General features: G+C 60.2%; 15 protein-coding genes and 1 tRNA gene. 9 read left to right on the top strand and 7 right to left on the bottom strand.

Features of this window, described 5'->3' with window-relative positions:
- Window positions 1-86: 86 nt before the first annotated feature.
- On the top strand, window positions 87-656 hold the full coding sequence (gene plsY / locus KDW95_RS11650) for a glycerol-3-phosphate 1-O-acyltransferase PlsY (RefSeq protein WP_255856432.1): 570 nt from the start codon (window positions 87-89) through the stop codon (window positions 654-656).
- A 246-nt stretch (window positions 657-902) separates the two neighbouring features.
- Here the strand turns inward: plsY and tsaD are convergent, their stop codons facing one another.
- Window positions 903-1931: a tRNA (adenosine(37)-N6)-threonylcarbamoyltransferase complex transferase subunit TsaD gene (gene tsaD, locus KDW95_RS11655; protein ID WP_255856433.1), complete on the bottom strand. Its 1029-nt coding sequence runs from the start codon at window positions 1929-1931 to the stop codon at window positions 903-905.
- Between the two features lie 251 nt (window positions 1932-2182).
- Between tsaD and rpsU the strand changes: the two genes are divergently transcribed.
- The 8 genes from rpsU (at window position 2183) to KDW95_RS11695 (ending at window position 11723) form a co-directional block, all read left to right on the top strand.
- A complete protein-coding gene (rpsU, locus tag KDW95_RS11660; RefSeq protein WP_083928421.1) occupies window positions 2183-2398 on the top strand; it encodes a 30S ribosomal protein S21 in 216 nt (71 codons plus the stop codon).
- Between the two features lie 79 nt (window positions 2399-2477).
- Window positions 2478-2927 (top strand): GatB/YqeY domain-containing protein, encoded by a 450-nt coding sequence (locus KDW95_RS11665; protein WP_255856434.1) that lies wholly within the window; start codon window positions 2478-2480, stop codon window positions 2925-2927.
- Window positions 2928-2959: 32 nt separating this feature from the next.
- Window positions 2960-4873: a DNA primase gene (dnaG, locus tag KDW95_RS11670; RefSeq protein ID WP_255856435.1), complete on the top strand. Its 1914-nt coding sequence runs from the start codon at window positions 2960-2962 to the stop codon at window positions 4871-4873.
- Between the two features lie 156 nt (window positions 4874-5029).
- Window positions 5030-6871, top strand: coding sequence for an RNA polymerase sigma factor RpoD (gene rpoD, locus KDW95_RS11675; RefSeq protein ID WP_255856436.1), 1842 nt, complete (start codon window positions 5030-5032; stop codon window positions 6869-6871).
- Between the two features lie 157 nt (window positions 6872-7028).
- Window positions 7029-7105 (top strand) — tRNA-Ile (locus KDW95_RS11680).
- A 757-nt stretch (window positions 7106-7862) separates the two neighbouring features.
- A complete protein-coding gene (locus KDW95_RS11685) occupies window positions 7863-10097 on the top strand; it encodes an MFS transporter (protein WP_255856437.1) in 2235 nt (744 codons plus the stop codon).
- Window positions 10098-10249: 152 nt separating this feature from the next.
- Window positions 10250-11131 (top strand): DNA ligase, encoded by an 882-nt coding sequence (locus tag KDW95_RS11690; protein WP_255856438.1) that lies wholly within the window; start codon window positions 10250-10252, stop codon window positions 11129-11131.
- Window positions 11132-11321: 190 nt separating this feature from the next.
- The gene (locus KDW95_RS11695) at window positions 11322-11723 is read left to right on the top strand and encodes an REP-associated tyrosine transposase (protein ID WP_255856439.1); all 402 of its coding nucleotides are present in this window, start codon (window positions 11322-11324) and stop codon (window positions 11721-11723) included.
- A gap of 234 nt (window positions 11724-11957) precedes the next feature.
- Here KDW95_RS11695 and KDW95_RS11700 read toward each other — a convergent pair whose 3' ends face one another.
- The 6 genes from KDW95_RS11700 to KDW95_RS11725 form a co-directional block, all read right to left on the bottom strand.
- Window positions 11958-13868: a polysaccharide biosynthesis protein gene (locus tag KDW95_RS11700; RefSeq protein WP_255856440.1), complete on the bottom strand. Its 1911-nt coding sequence runs from the start codon at window positions 13866-13868 to the stop codon at window positions 11958-11960.
- Between the two features lie 133 nt (window positions 13869-14001).
- Window positions 14002-15906 (bottom strand): SEC-C metal-binding domain-containing protein, encoded by a 1905-nt coding sequence (locus KDW95_RS11705; protein ID WP_255856441.1) that lies wholly within the window; start codon window positions 15904-15906, stop codon window positions 14002-14004.
- A gap of 73 nt (window positions 15907-15979) precedes the next feature.
- Complete coding sequence (locus KDW95_RS11710; RefSeq protein ID WP_255856442.1) at window positions 15980-17050, bottom strand: MraY family glycosyltransferase; 1071 nt, start codon at window positions 17048-17050, stop codon at window positions 15980-15982.
- A complete protein-coding gene (locus tag KDW95_RS11715; protein WP_255856443.1) occupies window positions 17043-18152 on the bottom strand; it encodes a UDP-glucose 4-epimerase family protein in 1110 nt (369 codons plus the stop codon). Before KDW95_RS11715 ends, KDW95_RS11710 begins: the two co-directional genes overlap by 8 nt.
- Before the next feature lie 69 nt (window positions 18153-18221).
- On the bottom strand, window positions 18222-19001 hold the full coding sequence (locus KDW95_RS11720; RefSeq protein ID WP_255856444.1) for a glycosyltransferase family 2 protein: 780 nt from the start codon (window positions 18999-19001) through the stop codon (window positions 18222-18224).
- Window positions 18998-19798 (bottom strand): glycosyltransferase family 2 protein, encoded by an 801-nt coding sequence (locus KDW95_RS11725; protein WP_255856445.1) that lies wholly within the window; start codon window positions 19796-19798, stop codon window positions 18998-19000. The genes KDW95_RS11720 and KDW95_RS11725 overlap by 4 nt, the downstream gene beginning before the upstream one ends.
- Window positions 19799-19800: the final 2 nt, after the last annotated feature.

Below are 19800 nucleotides of genomic sequence, written 5' to 3' on the forward strand. Positions count from 1 at the left end.
TGTATCTCGGCGAAATTGGGATTAGGGTATAGGCTCAAGCCGTTGAGCGAGTCACGGACAAGCCCATGCCGGGATCGGACACTCTCTTGCCACTGTTGATTGCAGTCGCTGCCTACCTGCTGGGCTCAGTGCCCACGGCGGTGCTGGTGTGTCATGCCATGGGCCTGGCGGACCCGCGTCGGCTGGGCTCCGGCAACCCGGGGACCACTAACGTCCTGCGCCAGGGAAATCGTACGGCCGCCGTGCTGACCTTGCTGGGGGATGTCGCCAAGGGCGCACTCGCCATCAGCCTCGCCCAGCGTGCAGGGCTGAGCCCGAACCAGACCGGAGCCTGTGCCGTGGCGGTACTGCTGGGCCATATATTCCCGCTGCTGGGCTATATGCGCGGCGGCAAGGGTGTTGCCACCACGTTCGGGCTCTGCCTGGCACTCAGCCCACCAGTGGGACTGCTGGCGCTTGGCACCTGGCTGCTGCTGGCGGCCATTGGCAAAACGGCCTCCCTGGCCTCGGTGGGCACGGCACTGGTCACCCCCCTGGCGACCTACCTGCTGCTGCCAGAGCAGCAACTGGCCATCAGCCTGATCTGCCTGCTGCTGGTGCTGCGCCACCGCGACAATATTTCCCGCCTGCTTCGGGGAGTAGAGCCCAGGCTTTAGCGGCTTAGGGGTGCGAAGTCCGGAGGGTCGGCTCTGGTGATTGGTGAATCGTAATTGGTAAACCGGCAGCTTTCAGCCGTAAGCTGACAGCTTTAAGCTTACGGCTGAAAGCTCTAATCACGAATAACGAATTACAAAGGCCAGACTTAACTGAATAAGGGTCGGGAATATTGGCCGCTTTCACCTTTCACACCTTTCACACCTTTCACACCTTTCACCTTGCCCCTTTTACCTTTCCCCAGATCCTCAGATCGCCGGCAGCGTATCCATGGGCCAGCGCGGAAAGACGCTGATCTTAAGATCACTGGATTGCCCGGCCAGCAGTCGCTGGCAACCAGCATAGGCGATCATGGCACCATTATCGGTACAGAAACGCGGCCTCGCATAAAACAGCGACGCACGCTGACGACGCACCACCTCGTCGAGCTTTTCCCGTAGCCGGGCATTGGCACTGACACCACCGGCAATGACCAGCTGGCGCAGGCCTGTCTGCTGCAGCGCCCGTTTGCACTTGATGGCCAGGGTATCCACCACCGCATCTTCAAAAGCCACGGCGATGTCAGCCTTGCTCTGCTCATCCAGCTGGCCATCGGCATCGCGCAGCTGGTTGGCCGTATTGAGGGTGAACGTTTTCAGCCCCGAGAAGCTGAAATCCAGTCCCGGCCGGTCGGTCATGGGGCGCGGAAAGCGAAACCGCGCTGCATCGCCATGCTGGGCAAGCTTGGCGATCTCCGGCCCGCCGGGATAGTCCAGCCCCAGCATTTTGCCGGCCTTGTCAAAGGCCTCGCCGGCCGCATCATCGAGGGACTCACCCAGCAGTTCATAGCGCCCGATACCATCAACCCGCACCAGCTGGGTATGGCCACCGGACACCAGCAGCGCCACGAACGGAAAGGCCGGCGGGGTTTCTTCGAGCATCGGCGCCAGCAGGTGGCCTTCCATGTGATGTACGCCCAGCGCCGGAATGCCCAGCCCCAGCGCCATGGCCCGGGCAGTTGAGGCCCCCACGATCAGCGCCCCGATCAGGCCCGGACCCGCGGTATAGGCAATGGCGTCCAGTTCGGACTTGTCCAGCCGTGCCTGGGCCAGGGTTTCACGCACCAGCGGCAGCAGCTTGCGCACATGATCACGGGACGCCAGCTCCGGCACCACACCGCCGTATTCGGCATGCATGGCGATCTGGCTGTAGAGCGCATCGCCCAGCAGCCCCTGCTCGCTGTCATAGATTGCAACGCCGGTTTCGTCGCAGGATGTTTCGATTCCCAGTACTCGCATCAGTATCGCCGCCAACCGCTATCAGTGTTTCGCCAGACAGGCCCGTCAGGCGGGCCACAATGGCGGCATTATCGCGCAAAAATGCCGCAATATCACCGCCTGGACTTTACAGCCAGACCCCTGCGATATAAAATTTTGCGCCTTCATCAGAGTCGTGGGAGCTATGGCTGCCCGCAAGGTGCCACTTGCGACTAGAATGAAGGCAGAGAAAAACCCCATTTAACCGACACAAACAGCAAGGTCCAAGATAGATGCCTAGCGTAAAAGTTAAAGAAAACGAGCCGTTTGACGTAGCCCTGCGTCGTTTCAAGCGTTCCTGCGAAAAAGCCGGCGTTCTGGCTGAAGTTCGTCGTCGCGAGTTCTACGAAAAGCCCACTTCTGTTCGCAAGCGCAAAGCTGCTGCAGCCGTTAAACGTCACATGAAGAAGGTTTCCCGCGAGCAGTCTCGCCGCGTACGCCTTTACTAATCGACTAGACGGATCGACTGGAGTTGACCGTACATTCAGTCCGTTTCATCGACTAACAACCGCTTTTCAGGGGTAATAGATGTCTGAACTCAAGCAACAGATCAGCACCGAGATGAAAGCTGCCATGCGCGCCAAAGACAAGGCTCGTCTGGGGACCATCCGTCTGATCATGTCTGAGATCAAGCGCATCGAAGTGGATGAACGTATCGAACTGGATGATACCCGCGTGCTGGCCGTGCTCGACAAGATGCAGAAGCAGCGCCGCGATTCAATCTCGCAGTTTGACACAGCGGGTCGCCAGGATCTGGCAGACCTAGAGCGCCAGGAGCTGGAGGTGATTAAAACTTTCCTGCCGCAACCGCTGACAGAACAGGAGCTGGCCGACCTGATTGCCCAGGCCATTAGTACAACCGCTGCCCAGTCGATGCAGGACATGGGCAAGGTCATGGCGATTATCAAGCCACAGATTCAGGGACGCGCCGATGCCGGTGCCGTATCCAAGCTCGTAAAAGCCCAGCTAGCCGGTTAAACTCCCGCTGAATCTTTCTCAGCAGGTCCGCAATGGCAGGTCGTATTCCGCAATATTTTATCGACGACCTTCTGGCCCGCGTCAATATCATTGACGTCGTCGACGGCCGCGTTGAACGCCTCAAGCGCGCCGGCAAGAACTACTCCGGGCTCTGCCCGTTCCACAAGGAAAAGTCCCCCTCCTTCAGCGTGAGCCCCGAGAAGCAGTTCTACTACTGTTTTGGCTGTGGCGCAGGCGGCAATGCCATCGGCTTCCTGATGGAATACGATCGCCTCGACTTTCCCGTTGCCGTGGAAGAACTCGCCCGCCTGGCCGGCATGGAAGTGCCGCGCGAAAACAGCAGCCCGCAGCAGGCCCAGCGCGAAAAGCAGCTCAAGGACCTTTACGGCATCCTGGATGAAGCCGCGCGCTTCTTTCAGCAACAGCTGACCCAGCACCCCCAGCGTGACAGCGCCGTGAACTACCTCAAGGGACGCGGTCTCAGCGGCCAGGCCGCCAAGGCCTTCGGTATTGGCTACGCCCCGCCCGGCTGGGACAACCTGATGCAGGCGCTGGGCGGCGACAAGCAGCGTATCGAGGCGCTGGAGCAGGCCGGCATGCTGATCCACAACGAAGAGCGCAACAGCCACTATGACCGCTTTCGCGAACGCATCATGTTTCCTATCCGGGACATGCGCGGCCGCGTCATCGCCTTCGGCGGCCGGGTGCTGGGCGACGAAAAACCCAAGTACCTCAACTCGCCCGAAACCGAGACTTTCCACAAGGGCCGCGAGCTGTACGGCCTCTATGAAGCGCGCCAGACCAACAGCCAGCTCAAGCGCCTGCTGATCGTGGAAGGCTACATGGATGTTGTGGGCCTGGCCCAGCATGGTATTCACTACGCGGTGGCGACGCTGGGCACCGCCACCAGCGCCCAGCACCTGGAGCGGCTGTTCAAGGTCGTCCCCGAAGTGGTGTTCTGTTTCGATGGCGATGCCGCCGGTCGCAAGGCCGCCGGGCGCGCACTGGAAACCACCCTGCCGGTGATCCGCGATGGCCAGGAAGCGCGCTTCCTGTTTTTGCCCGAAGGCGAAGACCCGGACAGCCTGGTGCGCAGCGAAGGACGGGATGCATTCCAGACCCGCATCGACCAGTCGCAGCCGCTGTCGGAGTATTTCTTCCGCTCCCAGACCGAGGAGGCGGATCTTGAAAGCATGGATGGCCGCGCACGCTTCAGCACCCGCGCCCTGCCCCTGATCCGCGCCATGCAGCCGAGCCTGCTGCAACAAATGATGCTCGAGCGTATCTGCGAAATCACCGGGCTGTCACTGGAACAGATCAACAGCGTCATCAACCTGCACCAGGCCACCACAGACAGCGCGGTAGCGGAACGCCCACAGCCGCCCACCCAGCAGGCTTCCCCGAGCCACCGCAGCGCAGGATCACGCCCTGGCGGCCACTCAGAGCCGGATCCTTACGCAGGCCAGCTTTACGAACCCCGCGGGGACAGCGGCATGCCCGGACAGCGAAGCCGGGCCCGCGGCAAGACCGGCAACCTCGACCTGTGCGACAAGGCCATCTCCTGCCTGCTGCACTTCCCGGAGCTGGCCACCAGCCTGCCGCCTGCCAGCGAACTGCAGGGCACGGCGGAGCGCAATGCCGATATGCTGATCGCCCTGCTGGGGTATCTGCAGAGCACCGCCGGCGCCTCCCTGGGCACCCTGGTCATCGACTGGCAGGAAGACCCGCAACGCGCCGCCTGGCTGATGATGCTGAATGAAATCGCCCACAACACCCCCCTGCAGCAGGGCGCCGAACGCGAGCTGCAGGACACCATCGCCCGCCTGCTGCGCGAACGCCGGCCGGAAATGGAGCTAGATGCGCTGCTGAAGAAAAACCGCCAGTCCCCCCTGACCCAGGACGAAAAGCAGCGACTCAACGCCCTGCTGACCAGCCGGCACAGTTAATCTTCGTCTTTGCGCCGCTCCCGCCGCCGGAATCTGGTCTATTTTTAATGAGTGCAGCGCCGGTAACCGGCGCCAACTGGATTTAAGCCATCTTCGAATGTATAATATCGCGCTCTCTTTTACGCCACCTATCTTTCATCTTCTCGTAGGGCCTCTATGACAGATACCTCTCAGCAGCAATCTCGTCTCAAGGAACTGATCGCCCGAGGCAAGGAACAGGGTTACCTGACCTATTCCGAGGTAAACGATCATCTGCCAGAAGATATCGCTGATCCGGATCAGGTCGAAGACATCATCCGCATGATCAACGAGCTGGGCATCTCCGTTACCGAAGAAGCTCCGGATGCCGAAACACTGCTCATGACCGAAGGCGACTCGGCCGAAGAAGCTGACGAGGACGCGGTTGCCGCGCTCGCAGCTGTCGACTCCGATGCCGGACGCACCACGGACCCGGTCCGCATGTACATGCGTGAAATGGGTACGGTCGAACTGCTGACCCGCGAAGGCGAAATTCTGATCGCCAAACGCATCGAGGAAGGCATTCGCGAAGTCATGTCGGCCCTGGCCTGCTTCCCGGGCTCGGTGGAAACCCTGCTCGGCGCCTATGAAGTCACACTGCAGGAAGAAGGTCGTCTGAGCGACATCTTCAGCGGCTACATCGATCCCGACGAAAGCAACTTCGTACTCGAAGTGCCCGAGACCGAAGAAGTCGACGAAGAAGACGACGAAGACGATGACGACGACGATGACGACGACAGCGATGACGACACCGAGGAAAAGGACCGCGGTCCCGACCCCGAGGAAGCCCGCCAGCGTTTCGCCAACCTGCTGGACAAGCTTGAAGCCGTAAACCTCGCGCTGGTTAACGGTGACCGCACGTCACCCGCCGCACTGGAAGCCCTGACAACCCTGGGCGAAGCCTTCTCGCCGATCAAGCTGTCGCCGCGCTACTACGAGCTGCTGGTAACCCGTGTGCGCGCCTGCGTTGCCCGCATCCGCGAACAGGAAAGGTCCATCATGCGCATCTGCACCCAGCGTGCCCAGATGCCCCGTCGCGACTTTATCAAGGCCTTCCCCGGCAACGAGTCCAATACCCAGTGGTTTGAAGAAATCATCGCCAAAGGCCCGGCCTACGCCGGCGCCATGCAGCGTAACCTGGTAGACCTGAAGCGGGCACAGAAAAAGCTGATCCAGATCCAGGACGAGGCCAAGATCGACCTCGCCGAGATCAAGGAAATCAATCGTCGCATGTCGATTGGTGAAGCCCGCGCCCGCCGCGCCAAAAAGGAAATGGTCGAGGCCAACCTGCGTCTGGTTATCTCCATCGCCAAGAAGTACACCAACCGTGGCCTGCAGTTCCTGGATTTGATCCAGGAGGGCAACATCGGCCTGATGAAGGCGGTGGACAAGTTCGAATACCGTCGCGGCTACAAGTTCTCGACCTACGCCACCTGGTGGATTCGTCAGGCGATTACGCGCTCCATTGCCGACCAGGCACGCACCATCCGTATTCCGGTGCACATGATTGAGACCATCAACAAGCTCAATCGCATTTCCCGCCAGATGCTGCAGGAAATGGGCCGTGAAGCGACGCCGGAAGAACTGGCCGAGCGCATGGACATGCCGGAAGACAAGATCCGCAAGGTGCTGAAGATCGCCAAGGAACCGATCTCCATGGAAACGCCGATCGGCGACGACGAAGACTCGAGCCTCGGCGACTTCATCGAAGATATCACCCTGTCCTCACCGGTGGATTCCGCCACCGGCGAAGGCCTGCGTGAAGCGACCCGCGAAGTTCTGGCCGGCCTGACCGCCCGCGAAGCCAAGGTGCTGCGCATGCGTTTTGGTATCGACATGAACACCGACCACACGCTGGAAGAGGTCGGCAAGCAGTTCGACGTTACCCGCGAGCGAATTCGCCAGATCGAAGCCAAGGCGTTGCGCAAACTGCGCCACCCCAGCCGCTCCGATCACCTGCGCAGCTTCCTCGACGAGTAAGCCGCACAGCGTAGCGCATACCAAAAACCGCAGCTCCTGGCTGCGGTTTTTTGTTGCCTGCGCGCCGGCCCCAGCGGCTACCCTCAAGAAAACCGGAGGAATTTCAAACGGCTATTGGCTCCGTGCACGGCAGCCGTTATAATTCGCCCTCTTTGACGGGCCCATAGCTCAGTTGGTTAGAGCAATCGACTCATAATCGATTGGTCGCAGGTTCAAGTCCTGCTGGGCCCACCACTCCTTTCCTGTTTTCGTAGGAGCCGCGTCCCGCCGCGAACAGCCACAGAGCTTCCTTGCGTGCTGTAACGCCTGCGGGCTTTCAGACCCACCACTGCGCGCTCTATTCGAAACAGCCGCGCCAGTCCTCAGCGGACTATTCAATCCTCGAATCGCAGATTCGAGCCGCAGCTTCTAGTCACACAAAGCGATCAAAACCGTGCCTTGAGTAAAACTCGTTTGGATGCCCGCGGGGCCCACCACTCCTTTCCTGTTTTCGTAGGAGCGGCGTCCCGCCGCGAACGGCCACAGAGCGTCCTTGTGTAGTGCACTGCCTGAGGGCTTTCAGATCCACCACTCCTCTCTTTGCTTAAAACAATCGCGCTGAACCTCAGCGGACTATTCAATCCTCGAATCACAGATTCGAGTCGCAGCTTCGAGTCACACCAAGCGATCAAAGCAGTGCCTTGAACAAAACTCGTTTTGTCGCTCCGCCGGGCTCACCACGCCTTTCCTGTTTTCGTAGGAGCGGCGTCCCGCCGCGAACGGCCAATGCCGTAAGCAGGAACACAGGGCAGCTGATGGCTGCGTATTGCGGTACTCACACAACTGTCTATTACCCGTGGACAACAACAGCGTCCTCTTCAGCAGGCTATTATCCCGCCCCGGGAACCGATTGCAGATTTATTCACTGATTGACTACAGGGTGTTTGACTTCGCCTGCCGGCAAAACTAGATTGCGCCTGTCCTTGTCTCCCTCTTTGTCTGGAAACCCGTCGTGCTCGTCACCCTGCTCCCCCTGTTTTCGCTGCTGCTGAGCTGCTTTATCATGATGCTCGGCTTCGGCCTTATCGGCCTGCTGCTACCCGTACGCATGGGTATTGAGGGCATGAATACGGACACCATCGGCATGGTGCTGTCGATGTATGCCGTCGGCATGCTGTTCGGCGGCCTTTATAGCCGGGTGCTGATCATTCGCGCCGGCCATATCCGCATGTTTGCCGCTGTCGCGGCCCTGGCGGCCATCAGTATCCTGGCCTGTGGCCTGTCGACCAATGCCTGGCTCTGGGGCGCCATGCGCATGCTGATGGGCTTTTGTATCGCCTGTACCTTTGCCGCCATCGACAGCTGGCTGAGTGAAAGCGCCACGGCAAAAACCCGTGGCCGCATACTGGCAGCCAACCAGATCGTTATCATGGGCGCCTTTTTCATCGGCCAGTTCCTGCTGAACCTGGCCGACCCCAGCGCCCAGACCCTTTTCATGGTCGCCGGCATGCTGCTCGCGCTCGCGCTGGTGCCTATCGTCATGAGCCGCAAGTCCGGCCCCGCCGTAGCGGACATTCGCTCCATGTCGATGCTGGACCTGTTTCGCTTGTCGCCCCTGGGGGTCGTGGCCTGCTTCTTCTGTGGCCTGCTCTACAGCGGCCTGCTGAACATGCTGCCACTCTTTGCCACCAGCAACGGACTGAGCGGCTTCGACCTGTCACTCTTTATGGCCTCCGCCATCTTTGGCGCCTTTATACTGCAGATTCCGGTGGGCTTTCTGTCGGATCACTTCGACCGTCGAACCGTGCTCTTCGTACTGCTGCTGGTGACCATCGGAGCCTGCCTGTCGGTGCCACTGCTGTCGGCGCTGGACAGCCGCTATCCGCTGATGCTCGCGATCGCCATTACCACCGGTATCATCGCCTGCATCTACCCCATGAGTATCTCGGAAACCTTCGACAAGGTGCTGCAGAATGACATGGTGGCGGCCATGGGCGGCCTGATTGCCATCTATGCCCTGGGCAGCATTATCGGCCCCTATGCGGCATCCCTGGCCATGAAAAAGTTCGGTAACGATGCCCTGTTCCAGTTCCTCGCAGTGCTAGAAGGTCTGCTGGTGATCTTTGTGGTTTACCGCATGAAGGTGCGCCATGCCCTGCCGGTAGAGGCGCAGGAGAAATTCGTCATGCAGGGCATGACCGGCTCCAGCTCGATCGAAATCGATCCGCGCTTCGAATACCATGCACCTGAGCAGCCCCTGAGCGATGCCGCCGCCGTGGCCGTGAAGGTGGCTCAGAACAACCCCGGAGCCGCGGTACGTATGGCCATTGCCCTGGCCGAAAGCGCCCCCGAGGAAGCGGCCCAGCTGGCCGCCGCACTGACCCAGGTGGAAGAAGTGGATGTCGCCAGGCTCTATGCCGCCATTACCGGCGCGGCCCCGGAACTGAGCCTGGATATCGCCGAAGCCCTCGCCGCCGCCTCGCCCGAGAACACCGAAGAGCTGGTCGCCTGGCTGGCCCAGGAGCGCCCGGAACAGCTGTCCGGCATCCTGGTGGCTATCGCCGAAGCGGTACCGGAACATACTCTGGATATCATCGGTACCGCCGCCGAATCCTTCGCCGAAGCCTATGCCGAGGATGCATCCGACATGCTGCTGGATGTGGCCGAAACCTACGCCAGCCACCTGTCCGAGGGGCTGGAGGAGATGCGACCGGTTGACCGGGCTGCGACCTACCCCGAACACCACGCGGCGGATCTCTATACTCGCCTGGTGGACATCATGCCCGAGCATGCGGCGGACCTGGCTTACACTGTGGCCGAAGCCATGCCTGAAGCTGCCACCGAGGTGACCGAAGCCTATGTGCACAGCCTGATTGACGAGCCCGAAGTGGCTCCTGCGTGCGAAACGGATGACGGCATGGTCGGCGCCCATCAGGAAGCAGCCCCGGCTGCCGCAGACTCCACCGAACCCAATGCCGAGACACTGGAGAACGAGGAACGTGTGGCCGATGCCTTCGGCGACTATATCAGCCACAGCTGCAAGAGCATGCCGGATCAGGCCATCAACATCGCCACCGTACTGGTGGAGTCGCGCCCGGACCTGGCTTCAGTGGTGATTGAACAGCTGCAGGCCGTCGAAGGCTTTGAAGAACGCCTGAGCTGCGCTATCGAAGACCGCCCCCAGGACAGCATCTTCCCGGATTACGAACCCGATCCGGAAAAGCCCGCCAGCAGCCAAAACCCCTGAATACCACAACGGCCTGAAGTCTCAGGCCGTTTTCTTGCTCCGCCACTTCCCCGATGTTCACGCCCGCGGCCACAGCCGGACTGGCCGCAACGATGAGCGCCCGCTAGTCTGTCTATTGATGCCACGGATTCGGCATCCATTCAGGCGCAAGCATGCAAACCGGACTCATGGAGGAAGCCATCATGCCCCCGTCAGACAGCCTGTTACTGGCCAGCAGCATTGCGCTGCTGCCCGTTATGGTCAGCGCCGCCCCCGCTCCCCTGATGCTCGCCAACGACGCCCTGACCGACACAGACCTCGCAAGCCTGGACCTTACCCGGTACAGCGTCAGCGAAAAGCTCGACGGTGTGCGGGCCTACTGGAATGGCCAGCAGTTACTGAGCCGAAGCGGTTATCCCATCAGCACACCGGGCTGGTTTACCCGCGGCTGGCCGGCCATCCCCATGGATGGCGAGCTCTGGATCGATCGTGGCCGCTTCGCCGACGTCTCCGCCATCAGCCGCAGCTATACACCGGATGACACCCTGTGGCGCCAGGTTCATTACCGGGTATTTGACCTGCCGGCACACCCGGCCACCTTCGAGCAGCGCCAGCGCGTACTGCAACAACAGCTCGAACAGATCGACCTGCCCTGGGTCGGTATCGTTGAACAGACACAGCTCAAAGATCGCGCGCAGCTCGAAGCCTACCTGGCAAGGGTCAGCGCGCTCGGTGGCGAAGGCGTGATACTGCAGCGGCGCAATGCGCTCTATCGCATCGGCCGCAGTAATGACCAGTTGAAGTACAAGCGCTACCAGGATGCGGAAGCTACAGTGACGGGATACCTGCCGGGCAGCGGCAAGTATGAGGGGATGCTGGGGGCCTTGCAGGTTGAAAATGATGCGGGACAGAGGTTCCGTCTGGGATCAGGCCTGAGCGACGCCCAAAGGCGCGACCCGCCACCGCTGGGCAGCCGCGTGACGTACCGCTATAACGGCCTCACCGCCAACCAGCTGCCGCGCTTCGCCCGCTTCCTGCGCATAAGGCACGATTAAGCCCGCGGGTTAGCAGGTTCGCGGCGAGACGCCGCTCCTACGAACCATGCAGTCACCTAGGGAGCCTGGGCACGCGTAGGAGTCGCGTCTCGCGACGAAACTCAGGTTCCCGACACTCATTGGCAGAGTAACCATGGCAAGGATGCCACAGCGATATCACGGCAAGTCTCTACGAATAGGTCGAGTTTCAATGACCGGGATGATTTACCTTGTCACCACGGTGACCTGGCAGCGAGAGCCACTCCTGCGGGAGTTTGATATCGCAAGAATAGTCACGCAGACGATCAATCGCGCTCCTCCCACGACTCTGGCTTATGTCGTCATGCCTGATCATGTGCACTGGCTGCTGCAACTGCAATCAGACACTACACTGGCGCTAGCCCTGCAACGGGTGAAAAGCATCAGTGCGCACCAAATTAACCAGCACCTAAGCCGCCGCGGCCCGGTTTGGCAGCGCGGCTATCACGACCATGCCGTGCGCAACGAGGAGGATCTTCGTCAGCTGGCCCGCTACGTTGTGGCTAACCCTGTTAGAGCCGGCATCGTTACAACGGTAAAGGACTATCCTCATTGGGATGCAATCTGGTTGTAGGTCACCAACCCGGCCACCTATGTCGACGAAGCTCAATGGCTTTTCGCGGCGAGGCGCCGCTCCTACGAACCATACAGTCATCTGCGGACCTGGAAACCCGCAGGAGGCGCGCACCCGGCCTCGGGCCTGATATCCCGCGACGAAGCTCTGCAACACCTCACGCAAGGAAGCCCTGTGACTGTTCGCAGCGGGGCGCTGTTCCTACGGGGGTTTTGCGACCAGGCCATAGCTCCGTTAATGCAGCTGCGCCGGCTTGTGCAGGGCATCGCGGATATCGTGCTGGGGCTGATAGCCGCTGACATGGCGCAGCAGCAGGGCGCGGATGCCCTCGCAGTCGTAAGCGTCACAGCAGGCCTCTATCTGTTGCAGCACCGGCTGCAGCTGCGCGAGCGAGAGCCTTTCCTCGCTGGCCTTCATGATCATCGGGTGGGGTGTACCGGTAACATCCTCGCCGATCAGCAGCTCCTCGTAGAGCTTTTCGCCATCACGCAGGCCGGTGTATTCAATGCCGATATCGCCACCGGGGCAGGCCTTGTCATTGACCGAAAAGCCCGCCAGGCGAATCATCTGCTCCGCCATCTCGCGAATTTTCACCGGTTTTCCCATATCCAGCACAAAGACATCGCCGGACTGCGCCATGGCACCGGCCTGGATCACCAGCGCCGCGGCTTCGGGGATGGTCATGAAGTAGCGCGTCATTTCCGGGTGCGTCACGGTGACCGGGCCGCCGGCGACGATCTGCTGGCGAAACAGCGGAATAACCGAACCGGAGGAGCCCAGCACATTGCCAAAGCGCACGATGGCAAAACGCGTGCCGTGGCCGGGCTCCGCAGCCAGTGCCTGCAGCACCAGCTCGGCGCAGCGCTTGGTAGCACCCATGACGTTGGTCGGGCGCACGGCCTTGTCCGATGAAATCAGCACGAAGTTTTTCACCCCCGTGGCCTGCGCCGCCTGCGCCACCGCACGGGTGCCGAGCAGGTTGTTGCGCACCCCCACCACCATGTTGCGCTCGACGATCGGTACATGCTTGTAGGCCGCCGCATGGTAGAGGGTGGCCACCTGGTAGTGGCGCAGCGTGCGCTCGAGCAGCGGCTGCTCGATCACCGAACCCAGCACGCCCACCAGTTCCACGCCGCCTGCGACACAGAGCGGTGTGAGTTCCTGCTCGATCTGGTAGAGGGCGTATTCGGAGCTGTCGAACAGCACCAGGCGCCGGGGTTGCTGGCTGACGATCTGACGGCACAGCTCCGCGCCTATCGAGCCGCCGGCGCCGGTCACCATCACCACCTGGGCATGGATATTGGCGGCCATCAGCTGCGGATAGGGCGCGACCTCCTCCCGCCCCAGCACGTCGGCAATCTCGATTTCCCGGATATCGCTCAGGGCCACCTTGCCGCTGGCAATATCCGACAGCCCTGGCAGCGTCAGCACCTTGACCGGCAGCGTCTCCAGCAATGTCAGCAATTCGCGCCGCCGTGACCGGTCCGCCGACGGCATGGCCAGCAGGACCTCGGCCACCTCGAAGCGGTCGATCAGCTGCTCCAGCTGCTGCGGCGGATAGATGACCAGCCCGTGCACTTCGAGCCCCGCCAGCGCCGGGTTGTCGTCGACAAAGGCCACGGCACTAAGCTCACTGGAGCTTTCCAGCGCGGTTGCGAGCTGTCGGCCGGCGGAGCCGGCGCCATAAATGATCACCCTGTCGGTGGTGGCAAGACGGTGCAGGCCACCGGGGAACTGCTGCAGCAGCAGCCAGCGCGCCAGCAGGCGGCTACCGCCAATCACCACCAGGGCGATAAACCAGTAAATCGGCAGTACTGAGCGCGGTACCCGCATGTCGAAGCCGATCAGGTAGGTTACCGCCGCCCAGATCAGCACGAACAGCGATACCGCCTTGACCACGGTCCAGAGCGCATGCGGACCTATATAGCGCGTGACCGCACGGTACAGGCCCAGGCGAACAAAAACCGGCAGGGCCACCAGCGGTGCGATCAGGTAGGCAGGCCAGTGGGCAAAGCCCATGGCATCCCATTCACCGTAGCGCAGCGCGAAGCTGAGCCAGCAGGTGATCACCAGCGCCAGCACGTCGAAAATCAGGAACACCAGTCGCTTCTGGTTACGCGATAGCGACAGCACTCGATTCAGCATCTAGTCGTCCTTCGTGCCTCTGACTGACAGGTGATGGATAACGGCTTGCCGCTCCACTGTACAGGCGCGCGCAGTCCGCCGACTCCATGGCGCCGCAGTGCGCCTGGCACGACGTAGCGCCCCTGTTTGCAACTCAGTGCCTGACCTTCTTCGCCGCCTTCTTGAGCCAGTCCAGTGCACCCTCGGTTGCCTCCCAGGTTGGCCGCATGGCATCGCGGTACAACCAGGCCTGATCCTCGCCGCCAACGGTTACGCCAAATTCATGCAGTTCGGGCTGGCGAATACGCTTGAGACACAGGTAACGCGCAACATGGGGCAGATCAGCCTGGGCTTCGCGCAGCTGCGATTCCGCACCCGCAAGGTCGCCTGTGCGAAACAGCGCCAGAACCTCGCCATAACGGGTCTGGGGCGCGATATCACCGGCATAGCGCTGCGCCAGTGCCAGGGCATCGGCATCGCGCCCGGCCATCAGGTAGCCGTCCATCAGCTCCAGCCGCAGGCCCTGGTTATCCGCCGGATTCAGCCGCAGTATCCACTCACTCAGTTCCAGCGCGTCGCTGCTGCGCCCGCTTTCCTTGAGCAGTGATACCAGCCGCATCAGGGATCGCAGCGCCGGCCGGTTTTCCAGTACCAGCCAGGGCAGCTGCGTCCCCTCGGGAAGGGCCGCACGAATGATGGCACGACTGCGGCGCAGTACCCGCTCAAGCAGTTGCTGTGCCGCCGGATCCCCCCAGAACTGTTCGTCGAGCAACAGGGCTCCCAGGTCATCCAGCACATCAAGATCATCCCAGGCCGCCGGGTACCGGCTCAGCACACCCATCCAGCGGTCGAACAGCTCGGGCTCCCAGGGGTCGAACTCGCTGCTGTTCTGGGTGCTGATGCCAAAGGCCGGAACCAGCGGACACACCTTGGCCCAGCGGGATCGCACGGACTTCAACCCGGTCGGCGCATTCAGCGTGGCCGCCGCAGCCGGGTTGCCGTCCTCATCTTCCAGCTCCAGCGCCTCAAGCAGATACTCCGGCACGGGCCGGGCCTGCTGCTGTTCGATCCAGCGGTGCAGCTCCAGCAGCTCCTCGGCACCGGAGAGCTCCAGCATCATGCCCACAGGATCCTCCGTAAACCCCTTGAGCAATTCAACCTGGGGATCATCCCTGAGCAGGCCTGTGCGCAACAGCTGGCGGCGCCAGAACTCGGCCCGCGGCGGAATCTCATTCAGGCGGCCACCGGCCATCAGCAGCTGGATTTCCAGCACACCCAGGCTATCGCTGTGGGGCGTATCGCGCTGCGCCTTCTGAAACGCCTGCCAGGCCGCCTGGTCGTCGCCCTCATCCATCAGAATACAGGCCAGCCGCTGCCAGGCACCACCACGCAGCACCGATTTGGGCGCCTGCTCAACCAGGGCCTCCAGCAGCAGCCGCTTCTTGCGATGGAAGCCCAGCGCATCGTAACAGTTGCACAGCAGATTCAGGGCGTAGTCGTGCAGCCCGCTGGATTTGGCCGCATTCTCCACCGCCACCATGGGCTCCAGCAGGGCGGCGGACTTGCGGAACTGCTCCCGGTCGAACAGCTCGATGGCGGCCTCGAGCAGCCCTTCCAGGGGTACCTGGCGGCTGGCGACAGCCTTGCCCAGCAGCCCGAACTCCTGCAGTGCCGGAATCGCAAACACCCATACCTGCTCACTTTCCAGGGTCAGGGAAAAATTGCCCATCAGGCGCTGGCAGCACTGCTTGAACTTGCTGCCTGAACCGCAGGCACAGGGGTCGTTGGGCTTGAGTTTTGGCAGCGGGCGGGGTTTGAAGTGATTGCCCGGCAAGGGCATGTACTTCCAGATTTCCCGCGCCAGATGGCCCGTCAGCGCCTGCACGGTGCCGGGCGCCAGGCCCTCATCGAACATGCTTTCGTCACAGTAGCGATCAAAATTGTCGCGCAGCCAGCGGCTGAAGGATCCAAAGCGTTCGTCGCGGAAAATCTCGCGTGCTGCATCCTGCAGCAGCGCTTCAAGCTGTAAGGGTTCATCAACGGGCTCAAAAGGATGCACGGCTAACCTTCGGTAGTATAAAAATAGAGGCGGACGCCAGCATAACCACTGCACGCTGGCGACGCAAAGGCATTCAGGGGCCCGTCGTCTGCTTGGGCGGATTAGGGGTGGATACGGCAGGATCAGCGACCCCGGCCCTGAGGCAGAGCGCCAGAAAAATGAGGGGGGCATAGGCCAGCACCAGGCCGAACACGGGCGCCAGCATGCCGAGCACCGCTAAGGAGGCCAGCGGCAATAGCCAGCAGAGGTTGATCGCCAGAACAGACAGCGTAACGGCGCTGTGGCTGGCGCAGCGACGCGCCGCCTGCTGATAGGCGTGACTGCAGTGTGCCTGGGCCAGGTGCTGCCCGCGCACAAGCCGTCGCAGCAGGGTGACACTGGCATCACAGACGAACACCGCCAGCAGTATCAGCCAGCCGGCAAAAAGCAGCAGCGACTGATGCGCCGCCAGCACCGACAGCAGCCCGAGCATCAGGCCGATAAAGCCGCTGCCGGCATCTCCCATAAAGATCCGCGCAGGCGGCCAGTTCCAGCACAGGAATCCCAGCGACGCTGCCGCCAGCAAGGCCGGTGGCAATAGTTCAACCGGCGCAACGCCGGCCAGCCAGCCCAACCAGCAGGCCCCGGCGCAGACGCTAACCACCTCAACCCCGGCGATGCCGTCGATACCATCCATAAAATTATACAGATTCAGCAGCCAGACCAGACAGAGCAGGCCCAGGCAAAAGCCCGGTACCCCCGGCTCCAGCACCACACCAAAGAGCTCGAAAGATGGCAAACCTCCGAGCCAGGCCAGCCCCCAGCCTGCGGCAACAAAGTGCACCAGCAGCCGCCAGCGCGCCGCCACATGGCCGCGATCATCAAACCAGCCAACAGCGGCCACCAGAACACCGGCCCCGGCGAGAGCCGTGAACACCGACCCTGCCATCAACCCCTGCCTATACAGCCACACAAGCCCGGCCAACGTCACCAGCACAATCGCCAGACCGCCACCACGCGGCGTCGGCAACGAGTGGGAGCTGCGCGCATTGGGCACATCCAGCATGCCGCCGGCCAGTGCATAGCGCCTGACCAGCCCGGTCAGCAGCGCAGATACAGCCAGTGCCAGCCCGAGCCAGGCGATCATCAAGGCCGATTCAGCCATCCCCGGACTTCCCCGGCTTGAATCCTGTGGGAGCGGCGCCTGTGGGAACAGCATCCGTGGGAGCGTCGCACCCCGAGGGCATTTCACCACCGCCGCGAATGTCGGGGCAACTCTGCTGATGCGCGCCGCCAAGCCTGCGTGCCATAAAATCGTCCACGGTCTTTTGAATCTCCTCCTCCACCGAAACGGCCGGCTTCCAGCCAAGTGTATCCATGGTATGGCTGATATCCACCTGCAGGGAGTCGCACAACCTGGCCACCACACTGCCGCGCCCAACCCATGCTGCCGATTTACGTAATACAGACACAGGCAACGGAAAAAACCGGGGACTCTTTCCCATCGCCCGGCTGACAGTGCTAATTAATTCAGGTGTCGACAGATCATGATTGTCGGAGACCATAAAGGTCTGATTCGCCGCGGCAGGTTGATCGATGCAGGTGATGATCAGATCCACCAGGTTATCCAGCCCCACCAGGCTGCGGCGGTTATCCACAGACCCCAGCGGCAACGGTAGTCCTCGTGCCACCAGACGCAGCAAGGCATTGAAGTTGGCCTTCACACCCGGCCCGTACACCAGCGGTGGCCGGATAATCACCACCTCCATCCCGGTTTCCCGCGCCAGCGCCCGCAACCCCTGCTCGGCTTCCCATTTGGACAGTGCGTAAGGGTCGGTGGGCGCGCATAGATCATTGGCGGTAAAGGGCTGGCCTGGCAAAGTCAACTCACCATTGACCTTGATGGAGCTCAGGAAGGTAAATCGCCTGACACCGGCCTCGGCCGCCTGGCGGGCAAGATTCAGCGTCGCCGTGGTATTAACCGCCCGAAAGGCCTCAAGCAGATCCACCGCCTTGTCGTCCATCACATGCACACGGGCGGCGCAGTGAATGATGACATCCACCTTTTCGAGCACAGCAGACAACGCAGACCCTCGCTGTACATCGCACAGATTAAAATTCAGCGACTCGGCGCGGCTACCAATCGCCTGCGAGCGAGAACCTGCAATGACACTTATCCCAGACTCCGTGAGCAAACGCTCGCACAGTGCCATACCCAGAAACCCGGAGCTGCCGGTAACAAATACAGTATCGGAGTCAGCAGGCATTAAACAATGCCCTGGGTGCTGTACCGGCCAGAGGCCAGATGCTGGCTTGGAGAAGCCTCATCGAAGTCGTCATGTTCGTAACCCCAGCTTCCTTGATCCAGAGCGTAAAAAATACTTCAGCATGCTGACCATGAACCAGTAAAAATGACGGGAGAACAACCGCTTGTTGGCCTGCTGACAGAGATGCACCGCCTTGAGATGGGGCAGATATAGCACCTGATCGCCAAACTCGTCCCGGGACCGGCGACAGATATCCACATCTTCCAGGTACATGAAAAAGCGTTCATCAAATCCATTCAGCTGTTGATACAACTCAGCTTTAAACAGCAAAAAGGCTCCGGAAGCCCAGTCGACCAAAGTGGGTTCGTCGATTGCTGCCTTGTCGTAGGCGGCGGGATTCGAGCCCAGCAGAAATCCCCGCGCGAAATCCAGCAGTGACGGGAAGCGTTTTATATTGAAGTCTGGCCGGCTTAGTTCCCGGTCCTGGAACAGATTAATGGTAACCAGCCTGGCGGCACACAGTTCAGCTGCGTTCACTGCCTCCAGAAGCACATCGGGGGTTATAACCAGATCCGGGTTATGCAAACAGAAGTAGTCACCCGGCTGCATCCCGAGTGTCGAGCGGCAATATTCGAACACCGCATTGTTGTTGGCACCGAAACCCATTGGTGACGGCGAGGCCAGGTAATGCATTGAATAATCCGACGCGAAAGCTCGTAACTCGGCGCAGCCAAGGTTGTCCCGGAGTACGACCTCCCCGCCTTCTAAAGTGGCCAAGGCCTGCAGCTGATTATTTCGGCTAATCAGCGCCTCGTTCCCGTGGGATACAACAGATACGTAAATCGTCATAACCGACGCAGCCCACTCCGGCGAGTCACATTCGCATGAGCATGCTTAGCAAGAGACCACAGAATAAGAAAAGGTGAGAGAAAAATAAACAAAGGGGTTATTCTAAACAGACGTGCATATGCTTTTATTTCTCCCTTTCTCATATTCCACTTATGTTCACTTAATCCACCTTTACTTCCAACACTTCTATTGATACCAGCCAGAACCTGATCAACTTTGATCGCACCTTTAGGAAAAGCCAATCTCAGCCATAAATCATAATCCTCCGAATAACGCATATCCTCTCTAAATTCTGCCTTATTTTTATTACGAATAATAACAGTCGGCGTATGTGCAGGATTACGAATCAAAAACTGATAAAAAGGTATTACATCTAGTGAAAAGTCGGCACTAAAAAATTTCTCTTCGATTTCACACCCAACACTAGAATCATGAAAAAACATATCGAAATCAGGGAATCGATCTATAGCGGACACCATAATTTCAAGCTTCCTGGGATACCAAAAATCATCAGAGTCAAGGAAAGCCAGATATTTTCCTCTGGCCAGATGAATGCCTCTGTTTCTAGCTGAAGACACTCCCTGGTTATAATCAGATTCGACCAGCTTTACTTTATCCGAATTATAAATAAAATCACGAATCAGTGATCTAGAAGAATCAAGACTACCATCATCTACCAAAATCAGCTCAAAATTATCATAAGTTTGATTCAGACATGATCTGATGGTTCTATGTATCGTCGCTTCTGCATTATATACAGGAACAATAATACTAATTAGTGGAACTATGTTCGACACCA

The organism is Marinobacterium rhizophilum, from assembly GCF_024397915.1.
Taxonomy (GTDB): domain Bacteria; phylum Pseudomonadota; class Gammaproteobacteria; order Pseudomonadales; family Balneatricaceae; genus Marinobacterium_A; species Marinobacterium_A rhizophilum_A.

Bases quoted from the DNA above. Each gene is read 5' to 3' on its own strand.
- tsaD (WP_255856433.1), bottom strand. From the start codon at position 1,931: ATGCGAGTACTGGGAATCGAAACATCCTGCGACGAAACCGGCGTTGCA.
- rpsU (WP_083928421.1), top strand. From the start codon at position 2,183: ATGCCTAGCGTAAAAGTTAAAGAAAACGAGCCGTTTGACGTAGCCCTG.
- KDW95_RS11665 (WP_255856434.1), top strand. From the start codon at position 2,478: ATGTCTGAACTCAAGCAACAGATCAGCACCGAGATGAAAGCTGCCATG.
- dnaG (WP_255856435.1), top strand. From the start codon at position 2,960: ATGGCAGGTCGTATTCCGCAATATTTTATCGACGACCTTCTGGCCCGC.
- rpoD (WP_255856436.1), top strand. From the start codon at position 5,030: ATGACAGATACCTCTCAGCAGCAATCTCGTCTCAAGGAACTGATCGCC.
- KDW95_RS11690 (WP_255856438.1), top strand. From the start codon at position 10,250: ATGCAAACCGGACTCATGGAGGAAGCCATCATGCCCCCGTCAGACAGC.
- KDW95_RS11695 (WP_255856439.1), top strand. From the start codon at position 11,322: ATGACCGGGATGATTTACCTTGTCACCACGGTGACCTGGCAGCGAGAG.
- KDW95_RS11700 (WP_255856440.1), bottom strand. From the start codon at position 13,868: ATGCTGAATCGAGTGCTGTCGCTATCGCGTAACCAGAAGCGACTGGTG.
- KDW95_RS11710 (WP_255856442.1), bottom strand. From the start codon at position 17,050: ATGGCTGAATCGGCCTTGATGATCGCCTGGCTCGGGCTGGCACTGGCT.
- KDW95_RS11715 (WP_255856443.1), bottom strand. From the start codon at position 18,152: ATGCCTGCTGACTCCGATACTGTATTTGTTACCGGCAGCTCCGGGTTT.
- KDW95_RS11720 (WP_255856444.1), bottom strand. From the start codon at position 19,001: ATGACGATTTACGTATCTGTTGTATCCCACGGGAACGAGGCGCTGATT.